Source organism: Streptomyces muensis (assembly GCF_021474425.1).
GTDB classification, from domain to species: Bacteria; Actinomycetota; Actinomycetes; order Streptomycetales; family Streptomycetaceae; genus Streptomyces; species Streptomyces muensis.
The window spans coordinates 1-9,635 of the sequence record NZ_JAKEIP010000292.1; the positions used below are offsets into that span (position 1 = coordinate 1).

General features: G+C 72.2%; 7 protein-coding genes. 5 read left to right on the plus strand and 2 right to left on the minus strand.

All coding sequences use genetic code 11. The annotated features are described in order from the left end of the window. The first annotated feature begins 96 nt into the window (after positions 1–96). The 5 genes from L0P92_RS38045 to L0P92_RS38065 all read left to right on the plus strand — a co-directional run bounded on the left by L0P92_RS38045 (position 97) and on the right by L0P92_RS38065 (position 6,549). On the plus strand, positions 97–1,434 hold the full coding sequence (locus L0P92_RS38045; protein ID WP_234767675.1) for a radical SAM protein: 1,338 nt from the start codon (positions 97–99) through the stop codon (positions 1,432–1,434). 188 nt (positions 1,435–1,622) lie between these two features. Beyond that, positions 1,623–3,110: a cellulose-binding domain-containing protein gene (locus L0P92_RS38050; RefSeq protein WP_234767677.1), complete on the plus strand. Its 1,488-nt coding sequence runs from the start codon at positions 1,623–1,625 to the stop codon at positions 3,108–3,110. 275 nt (positions 3,111–3,385) lie between these two features. After that, positions 3,386–4,477: a ribosome small subunit-dependent GTPase A gene (gene rsgA / locus L0P92_RS38055; protein WP_234767678.1), complete on the plus strand. Its 1,092-nt coding sequence runs from the start codon at positions 3,386–3,388 to the stop codon at positions 4,475–4,477. Positions 4,478–4,624: 147 nt separating this feature from the next. Beyond that, positions 4,625–6,025, plus strand: a complete 1,401-nt coding sequence (locus L0P92_RS38060; RefSeq protein ID WP_234767680.1) for a DNA-3-methyladenine glycosylase 2 family protein — start codon at positions 4,625–4,627, stop codon at positions 6,023–6,025. Positions 6,026–6,027: 2 nt separating this feature from the next. Further along, complete coding sequence (locus L0P92_RS38065; protein ID WP_234767681.1) at positions 6,028–6,549, plus strand: methylated-DNA--[protein]-cysteine S-methyltransferase; 522 nt, start codon at positions 6,028–6,030, stop codon at positions 6,547–6,549. On the opposite strand, the gene L0P92_RS38070 is transcribed toward L0P92_RS38065, so the two are convergent. Both L0P92_RS38070 and L0P92_RS38075 read right to left on the minus strand, forming a co-directional pair. After that, positions 6,546–8,852 carry a glycosyl hydrolase family 95 catalytic domain-containing protein gene (locus L0P92_RS38070; protein ID WP_234767683.1) on the minus strand — a complete coding sequence of 769 codons (2,307 nt, stop codon included), beginning with the start codon at positions 8,850–8,852 and terminating at the stop codon, positions 6,546–6,548. The genes L0P92_RS38065 and L0P92_RS38070 overlap by 4 nt on opposite strands. Positions 8,853–8,996: 144 nt before the next feature. Next, positions 8,997–9,479 carry a DUF456 domain-containing protein gene (locus L0P92_RS38075; protein ID WP_234767685.1) on the minus strand — a complete coding sequence of 161 codons (483 nt, stop codon included), beginning with the start codon at positions 9,477–9,479 and terminating at the stop codon, positions 8,997–8,999. Positions 9,480–9,635 lie beyond the last annotated feature (156 nt).

The following is a 9,635-nucleotide window of genomic DNA, read 5'->3' on the forward strand; positions in this document are numbered from 1 at the left end:
GCGGGGAATGCCGTTCCGAGGGGACCCGGCGCCGCGCAGATCCGGGCGGGGGCATACCGTGAGGAGTCGTACGCCTGAGCCGGGAGGAGATTACGGATGGGCAGCCGCACCGCACTGGTCGAGGATCTGATGGAGCGATTCCCGCACGTTCCGCGGGAAGCCGTCTTCAAAGAGGACCTGCTCCGGGGCGGCGTGGCCTTCGACCCGTCCGCCCTCAGTGACAACGAGGGCGGTGAGGTCAAGCCGAAGTCGTACTTCATCTTCTCCTTCGACCACGGCACCCTGCCCGAGCTCGGCGAGGCCGCGCTGCGGCGTCCGCCGGAGGAGATCATCCTCACCGGCGGCCCGTACGACCTGCGCCGCACCGTCGTCTCCGTGCGCGTGAACCCGTCGTCGCCGTACCGCGTCGCGGCGGACGACCACGGCATGCTCGGCCTCTACCTCGACGGCAAGCGCATCGCCGACGTCGGGGTGCCCCCGATGCCGGAGTACTACCGGCACAAGCTCGCCAACGGGAAGTCCGTCATGGAGGTCGCCCCGACCATCCAGTGGGGCTACCTGATCTATCTGACCGTCTTCCGGGTGTGCCAGTACTTCGGCGCCAAGGAGGAGTGCCAGTACTGCGACATCAACCACAACTGGCGCCAGCACAAGGCGGCGGGTCGGCCGTACACGGGAGTCAAGGACGTCGAGGAGGTCCTTGAGGCGCTCGAGATCATCGACCGGTACGACACCGCCAAGGCGTCCACCGCCTACACCCTCACCGGCGGCGCGATCACCAAGACCGTCTCAGGGCGGGACGAGGCCGACTTCTACGGCCACTACGCCAAGGCCATCGAGGAGCGCTTCCCGGGGCGGTGGATCGGCAAGGTGGTCGCGCAGGCGCTGCCGCGCGACGACGTGCAGCGCTTCAAGGACTACGGCGTGCAGATCTACCACCCCAACTACGAGGTGTGGGACGAGTACCTCTTCAAGATGTACTGCCCGGGCAAGGAGCGGTACGTCGGCCGAGACGTGTGGCACAAGCGCATCCTCGACTCGGCGGAGGTCTTCGGGGCGCGCAACGTGATCCCCAACTTCGTCGCGGGCGTCGAGATGGCGGAGCCCTTCGGGTTCAAGACGGTCGACGAGGCCATCGCGTCCACCACCGAGGGCCTGCGCTTCTTCATGTCGCACGGCATCACGCCCCGCTTCACCACCTGGTGCCCCGAGCCCACCACCCCGCTCGGCAAGGCCAACCCGCAGGGCGCACCGCTGGAGTACCACATCCGTCTGCTCCAGGCCTATCGCCAGACCATGGACGACTTCGGTCTCTCCTCGCCCCCCGGCTACGGCCCGCCCGGCCCCGGCCGCGCGGTCTTCTCGGTGAGCTCCTTCATGGACAGCCTCCCGGCGCGTGAGTCCGAGACGGCGGAGGAATCCACCGCGGTGTAGGTGAGACAGACGGGGCCCGCGTCCGTACAAGTGGCTGGAGTTGTACGGACGCGCGGTCTGTCATGACATCTGAACACGGCGCTTGTCAGTTGTGTTGGAAACGTGAAAAGCTCTTGTCCTGCCGCGAGGTTCCCCCAACTCCACCGCCAATATGGCGAGTTGACCTCGCATGTGGATGCAGGAGACTCATGCCCGACCTGCCGACCCCCCAGGACGCCACCGAGGCAGCGCTGTTCTCCGAGTGCTGGGACGCCGTGCTGTCGTACTCCGACCTGTGCACGGCCGGCTCCGCCGCGGCCAGACAGCTCGCCACGGAGGCGTTTTCGACCGGCATACGCGAGGCCCGCGACACCGACCCCGGGACCCTGCGCAGCGCCGGCCGCCGCCCGCCCCGCCTGCCCCGCATCCCCCTGCTGCTCACCGCCGTACGCACCACGGCGGCCGCCTGGGAGGAGAGCGGACAGGGCCACAAGCTCGACCCCGACCTGCGGCTGTGGCTCAACTCCGACAAGGCCGCCCGCTACAGCGGCCCCCCGCTCCAGCGCCCGCTCGCGCTGCGCGGACTGCGTGACATGCAGGAACCGGACGCGGCCCTGCTGTGGCTGGCCGAGGTGGAGGCGCTGCCGCTGCAGGTGGTGGCCCGCCGGCTCGGCCTCGACCCGGCCACCGTGTCCGACGAACTCACCCAGGTCCGCGGCCTGTTCCGGGACCGCTGCCAGCGCAACCACCTCGACACCCCGATGGACGCGCGCTGCCGCAGCTACGCCCGCCTGCTCGACGCCGTCACCCGCTCGACCGGCGCCGACGCCCCCGGCGACCTCTCCCGCCACCTCGCCACCTGCGTCCAGTGCGCCGAGGCCGCCGCCTGTCTGCGGCTGAACGGCTCCGGGCTGCCGGCCGCCCTCGCGGGCGGTGTGCTCGGCTGGGGCGGCCTCGCCTATCTGGAGCGCCGTCGCAGGGCCGCCGAGGTGCGCCTCGGCGCCGGACGCCCCGACCCGGTGGACGCCGGCCCGCCGAACCCGGGCGCGCACAAGGCGCGCGTCGTACGCAACGGCCTCCTCGTCGCCGCTGTCCTCGTCTCCGTGCTCGCGCTCGCGGTGTCGATCATGCCCGCCGGGTCCACCGGCGACGGCGGCACGGCGGGCGGCGACCCCTCCGACCGGCAGCCGGTCGCCGACCCCGGCTTCACCCTGCCGGTCACCGCCACCCAGTCCCCCGAGGACTCCCCGGGCCCGTCGGACGACGCCACCGACGCCGAGGACTCACCCGACCCGAAGAAGCCGGGGCCCGGACCGCAGGGCACCACGTCGTCCACGTCCGCCACATCCGGTGCGGACGACGACCCGGAGCCGTCCGCGAGTGAACCGGTGACGTGCCGGGTCGACTACGACCTGGTCAACGAGTGGCCCGACGGTTTCCAGGCCACCATCACCGTCACCAGCGAACGCGCCCTCGACGACTGGCGCGTCGCCTGGTCCTTCCGCGACGGCCAGCAGGTCGGCCAGATGTGGGACGCGAGCTTCGCCCAGAACGGCGACCGGGTCACCGCCACCGCCGCGGACTACAACAAGACCGTCGCCGCCGGCGGCGAGCTCGCCTTCGGGTTCCTCGCCTCCCGGGAGGGCAAGAACTCCCCGGCGTACGACTTCACTCTGAACGGCCACGACTGCGCGTAAGCACGAATACGCGTAAGCACGACTGCGCGGAAAAACCGTTTGACGGGCCGTCCCGGGGCCGGGCTAGAGTGACGGGAGATCAGGGCGGTGGCCGGTGGCCGCCGCCGACGAGCGGACGTGAGTGAGGAGGTGTCGACCGATGGCTGTCATTGCGACGAGCGCTGCCCGCATCCAGTTCATCAAGTCCACCTCCGTGGCCCTCGGCTGATCACACCTCATCCTCTCCGCGTCCTGTGCACGCGGCCGCCGGGGCCACCCTTGTGAAGGGTCACCCGTTGACTTCCACCTCTGTTTTCTCCGCGTTGGCTCCCTACGGCTGGGACTCCGCCTGGGCCGACGCGTTCACCCCGTACGACGCCGAAGGGCTGCTGCCCGGGCGGGTCGTACGGGTCGATCGCGGGCAGTGCGACGTCGTCACCGCCGACGGTGTCGTACGGGCCGACACGGCGTTCGTCACCCCGCACGATCCGCTGCGGGTCGTGTGCACGGGCGACTGGGTCGCCGTCGAACCGGCAGGGAACCCGCAGTACGTACGCGCGTATCTGCCGCGCCGTACCGCCTTCGTACGCTCCACCTCCTCCAAGCGGTCCGAGGGGCAGATCCTCGCCGCCAACGTCGACCACGCCGTCGTCGCCGTGTCCCTGGCCGTCGATCTCGACCTCGGCCGTATCGAACGGTTCCTGGCCCTGGCCTGGGAATCCGGCGCGCAGCCCGTCGTCGTGCTCACCAAGGCCGATCTCGTGCCGGACGCGGTGACGCTCGCACACCTCGTGCAGGACGTGGAGACGACGGCGCCGGGTGTGCCGGTGCTGACCGTCAGCGCGCTGGACGGGGAAGGTCTCGATGTCCTCGTCGCGGCCGTCTCCGGTGGTACGTCCGTGCTGCTCGGGCAGTCCGGGGCGGGCAAGTCGACGCTCGCGAACGCGCTCGTGGGCGATGACGTCATGGCGGTGCACGCCACCCGTGACGTGGACGGCAAGGGCCGCCACACGACCACCACCCGCAACCTCCTCGCCCTGCCGGGCGGCGGCGTGCTGATCGACACGCCGGGCCTGAGGGGCGTGGGGCTGTGGGACGCCGAGACCGGTGTCGGACAGGTCTTCTCCGAGATCGAGGGGCTGGCCGAGCGGTGCCGGTTCCACGACTGCGCGCACGAGAGCGAGCCGGGGTGCGCGGTGCTCGCCGCGATCGACTCCGGGGAGCTGTCCGAGCGACGGCTGGAGAGCTACCGGAAGCTGATCCGGGAGAACCAGCGGATCGTGGCCAAGACCGATGCGCGGGTCCGTGCGGAGCTCAAGCGGGACTGGAAGCGGAAGGGCGCTGAAGGGAGGGCTGCGATGGAGGCCAAGCGGGGGCGGTGGGGGTAGCGCCTATTGGGGTGCCTCGTCCGGTGGCGGCGGCTGCAGGTTTGTTGTGGCTCGTCGCGCAGTTCCCCGCGCCCCTTGGGGCGCGGCAGTGCCGTGTCCGATTACCGCCAGCGGTGTCCTCGTCCCTCGCCCACACTGGACCTTGTGATGGACGAAGACACCAGGTACGAGGCGGTCCGCAGCCGGGACGCCCGTTTCGACGGCGAGTTCTTCTTCGCCGTCGAGACGACCGGCATCTACTGCCGTCCCAGCTGTCCGGCGGTGACGCCGAAGCGGGCGAACGTGCGGTTCTTCGCGACGGCCGCCGCCGCGCAGGGCTCGGGGTTCCGGGCCTGCCGGCGGTGCCGGCCGGACGCTGTGCCGGGGTCCGCCGAGTGGGACGTACGGGCCGACGCGGTCGGCCGTGCCATGCGGCTGATCGGCGACGGGATCGTCGACAGGGAAGGCGTCGCCGGGCTCGCCGCGCGGCTCGGCTACAGCCCCCGGCAGGTACAGCGGCAGCTGACCGCCGAGCTCGGCGCCGGGCCGGTGGCCCTCGCCCGGGCCCAGCGGGCGCACACCGCGCGGGTGCTGCTCCAGACCACCGAGCTGCCGATCACGGAGATCGCGTTCGCGGCCGGGTTCGCGTCCGTGAGGCAGTACAACGACACGGTCCGGGCCGTCTACGCCTCGACCCCGAGCGAGCTGCGCGCCGCCGCGCCTGCCGGCGGTCGCCCCGGTCGGCGTGCGGCCACCCCCTCGGCCGGGATCCCCCTCCGGCTCGCCCATCGGGGTCCCTACCAGGCCGGCGCCGTCTTCGACCTGCTGGCCCGCGAGGCCGTCCCCGGCATCGAGGACGTCTCCGGGCCGCCCGGCCGCCGCCGCTACCGCCGCACCCTCCGGCTGCCCCACGGCACCGGCGTCGTCGCGGTGGAGGAGCAGCCGGGCGGTGCGGCACGGCACACGAGTGCGGCTCACCCCGGCGGCTGGCTCGACGCCCGTCTGCGTCTCACCGACCCCCGCGACCTGACCACCGCCGTCCACCGGCTGCGGCGGCTGTTCGACCTGGACGCCGACCCGTACGCCGTCGACGAGCGGCTCGGCGCCGACCCGAGGCTCGCTCCGCTGGTCGCCGCGCGCCCGGGGCTGCGGTCGCCCGGGGCGGCGGATGCGGAGGAACTGGCCGTACGGACACTCGTGGGGGCCGAGCGGGCCGAAGTGCTCGTGCGGCGGTACGGGAAGGTGCTCGACGCGCCCTGCGGCAGCCTGACCCATCTGTTCCCCGAGGCGGCCGTCCTCGCCGAGGCCGAACCGCACGGCGCGCTGGGCGCGCTCACCGCCGCCCTCGCCGACGGTGCCGTACGGCTGGACCCGGGTGCCGACCGGGACGAGGCGGAGCAGGCGCTGCTCGCCCTGCCCGGTCTCGACGCCCGTACCGTCGCCGTCATCCGGACCCGTGCCCTCGGCGACCCGGACGTCGCACCGCCCGGCGTCGACGTCCCCGACAGCTGGCGCCCCTGGCGCTCTTATGCCCTGCAACACCTGCGTGCAGCAGGGGAGTTGGAGTAACCATGACTGTCCCGACCACGCACTGGACCGAGCTCGACAGCCCCGTCGGCCCGCTCCTCCTCACCGCCGACCCCGGCACCGGCGCCCTGACCTCCCTCTCCGTGCCGGGCCAGAAGGGCGGCCGTACCGTCCAGGAGGGCTGGCGGCACGACCCCGCGCTCTTCCGGGCCGCCGAGGAACAGCTCGCCGCCTACTTCGCGGGTGAACTCAAGGAGTTCCAGCTGGAGTTGAACACGGACGGCAGTGAGTTCCGGGAGCGGGTCTGGGCCGCCCTCGACACCGTTCCGTACGGGGCGACCACGACGTACGGCGAGATCGCCGCGCGGATCGGCGCCTCCCGAGCCGCCGTACGGGCCGTCGGCGGCGCGATCGGCGCCAACCCGCTGCTGATCGTCCGTCCCTGCCACCGGGTGATCGGAGCCGACGGCTCCCTGACCGGCTACGCGGGCGGCCTCGAACGCAAGGTGCGGCTGCTCACGCTGGAGGGCCGGCTCCAAGGGGCCTCGTCCTCGCCCCTCCTCTAGTCCGCCGGGAGCCCCCAGCGCGGCGCATCCTCATTGGGCCGCACCGGCCTGATCGTCAGGTCCGGCCGGTCGCCCCGCGCCGTGATCAGCGCCGAGTGCCCCTTCGGCAGGGCGATGCGGATCGCCCCGTCACCGGCGGGGGAGTACCGCAGCGGGCGGCCCCGCCCGTCCCGCACCTCGACCGGCCCCGCGATGTCGTGCCGTACGACGCAGGGCGCGCCCGCCTCGCTGGTCAGCCGCACCCAGCGGGTGGCGCCGGCCTCGCGGACCGCCGACAGCAGGAACGCGCCCTGGGTGCGGAAGTCGTGCACCGTCAGGTCCGCCCAGGCGGCCGGGAGCGCCGGGAAGACGCGGATCACCCCGCCCCAGGACTGACAGACCATGTCGTGCAGGGACTGCGCCGCCGACAGCGGTGTCTCGATGACCGGGCCCGACTCCTTGTACATGGTGTTGGGCTGCACGAAACGGGACATCAGCTCGCCCAGGTACCTCAGCGCGTCCTCGCCCTTGCCGAGCAGCGCGGACATCGACGCCGCGCCGGTGAAGGTGTAGCCCTGGAGGGCGCCCTCGAAGCCCACCCAGTGGGCCAACGACCGCTCGATCAGGGCCCGTTCGTCGGCCGTGCGGCCGGTCAACTCGTACAGTGGGTACACCGCGAGCAGATGCGAGTAGTGACGGTGGGACTTCGCGAAGGGGATGTCCGCGCCGATCATGAAGCCGTTCGCGTCGGTGGGGTAGGCCGCCCTCCGTGCCAGCACCTCGCGCCAGCGCGGCGCCGACTCGTCGTCGATCCCCAGGAGTTCGGCCGAGTCGAGCAAGGTGCGGCAGCCCCAGGTCAGCAGCATCAGGTCGTAGTTGCAGTCCCGTGAGTTGCCGCCGTACTCAGGGGAGAAGGTGGCGGGCAGGTGGAGCCTGCCGTCCGGGCCCGGCTCCAGGAAGTGCAGGTAGTAGTTGACCGCCTTGCGCAGCAGCGGGAAGAGGACGTCCCGCAGGATCGACTCGTCCATCGTGTGGCGGTAGCTGAGCCAGACGTTGTGCAGGGCCCAGGTGAGGTTGCCGACCTCGGGCGTCGGCGGGTCCTGGCCGGGGATGCCCACGCCGTAGCCGGTGAGCGTGCCGGCGGCGCCGTTGATCAGATGCGGGTCCGTGGTGCGCGGGATGCCGAGGGAGTCGGCGCGGTACGGGGGTGCCGTCTCCTTGGCCAGGTTGTCGCGGAACTCGCCGAGCGAGCGGGTGACGGCGTCGAGTTCGAGGTGGTTGGAGCCGTGGATCAGCCAGTACTCCAGCTGGGCGTTGAGGTTCCACCAGGTGTTGGGCCACGGGGTGGGCTCCAGCCAGGGGCCGCTCGTCGCCATCACCGGGGCGTCGCGGCGGGCGGCGGAGGCGGTCTTGTAGAGCTGGATCCAGTAGAAGCGCTGCATCCGGGCGTCGGGGAGGGACAGGAAGCTCTTGCGGTAGTAGGCGTGCCACCAGGCCCGGTGCGTCGCCGCCAGCGCGGGGTAGGGGAGCGGGCTCGCCCTGCGGACCTCCCGGAGCGCGCGGGCCAGCGCCGTCGTCCCCGGGTAGGAGTGCGCGACATGGACGTACAGCGTCCGCGCCGCGCCCCTGGTGCGCTCCCGCCATGCCGTCACGTGCTGTCCGCCGGACAGCAGGGGCTGTACGGCCGCGAGGACGAGGTCGTGCTCGGTGACCTCGGCGGGCGGATTGCCCCGGTAGCCGTCGGGGAGCGGCTTGAAGGCCGCGCGGGGGCTGATCGCGTCCGCCGGGTGGAACACCCACCGGAAGGCGCGCTCACCCGCGCTCGGGGTGACCTCCACGGCGAGCAGCGAACGGTCGTTGTGCACCAGCGCCCGGAGCGTGAGCGTGCCCCTGTCCGTGCTGAGCGTGCCGGTCAGCTCGGCGTCGCGCAGGCCGAGCCGCCAGTCCAGGCCGGTGATCGTGCCCACCGGCTCCAGCGTGAAGTGGCCGATCGGGAGGCGGGCCAGCCCGAAGAGGGAGCCGAACTCGGGGCGGTGGTCCTGCACCTCGGAGTGCTGGACGTTGAAGCGCACGGCGCGCGTCTCGGCGCCGGGCTCCGCGTAGATGCCGGAGCCCAGGAAGCCGTTGCCGAGGAAGGGGCCCTCGTACCAGGTCCTCGGCATCCGCCGCCAGACGAGGTCGGCGTCGTCGAGGACGGTGCGCCAAGGGTCGAAGGGGGTCGCACCCTCGGCCGCGCTCGCCCGGGCGGGCAGCCCGCCTGCGAGGAGCGTCCCGCCGAGAGCGGATCCGGTGGCGAGCACGGTACGTCTGGACGGGCTGGGCATCACGCCTCCATCTGAACGCTGATTCATCGGAGCTATCCCGTGACGCAACGTAGAGAAGGGGTGGGATGCCGTCAATACGGTGAGAGAGACCCGATGTATCGATCGACCCGGGGCGGCCGCTCGAGATGCGTCAATCGGGGATCATCAACCCCAGATCACCGCCCCCACCCACGCCCCCGCGATCAACTGGCACGTGAACAGCTCCGCCAGCACGCTCGACCCACCCGACCGCATCGCCGTCCGCAACGCGGCCCTCGCCTCACCGTGGCGGCCGAGCCGGAGCCGTTCCGCGAGGTAGATGCCGGCCATGAAACCGGGGATCGAGCCGAGCACGGGGATCAGGAAGAAGCCCAGGAACGATCCCGTTCCGGCGTACACCACCACGCGCCGGCCCGCCCAGCTCGGGCGCAGTCGGCGCGGCGGCAGTGCCCAGCGCACGACCTGGGAGAGGAACAGCGCGACCGTGGCCCCGACCAGCACCCACCAGGCGATCGGCTGGGGGTCCTGCAAGGCCCACCACATGACCGCGGCCCACACCAGCCACGACCCCGGCACACCGGGCACCAGCACTCCGCAGAGGCCGAGCAGGAGGACCAGGCCGACCAGCACGAGGTCCCACACTCCCATCTGACCAGAGTGCCGGAGCCCGCGAGAACACGCAGATCAGCGTCGTCGCCGCAGGTCCGAGGCCCGGCGCCCCCGCCGCTTCCGCATCCCGGTCACGCCCGCCGCTCCCGCATCCCGGTCACGCCCGCCGCTCCCGCACCCCCGTCACCCCTGCCG

Bases quoted from the DNA above. Each gene is read 5' to 3' on its own strand.
- L0P92_RS38045 (WP_234767675.1), top strand. From the start codon at position 97: ATGGGCAGCCGCACCGCACTGGTCGAGGATCTGATGGAGCGATTCCCG.
- L0P92_RS38050 (WP_234767677.1), top strand. From the start codon at position 1,623: ATGCCCGACCTGCCGACCCCCCAGGACGCCACCGAGGCAGCGCTGTTC.
- L0P92_RS38060 (WP_234767680.1), top strand. From the start codon at position 4,625: ATGGACGAAGACACCAGGTACGAGGCGGTCCGCAGCCGGGACGCCCGT.
- L0P92_RS38065 (WP_234767681.1), top strand. From the start codon at position 6,028: ATGACTGTCCCGACCACGCACTGGACCGAGCTCGACAGCCCCGTCGGC.
- L0P92_RS38070 (WP_234767683.1), bottom strand. From the start codon at position 8,852: ATGCCCAGCCCGTCCAGACGTACCGTGCTCGCCACCGGATCCGCTCTC.
- L0P92_RS38075 (WP_234767685.1), bottom strand. From the start codon at position 9,479: ATGGGAGTGTGGGACCTCGTGCTGGTCGGCCTGGTCCTCCTGCTCGGC.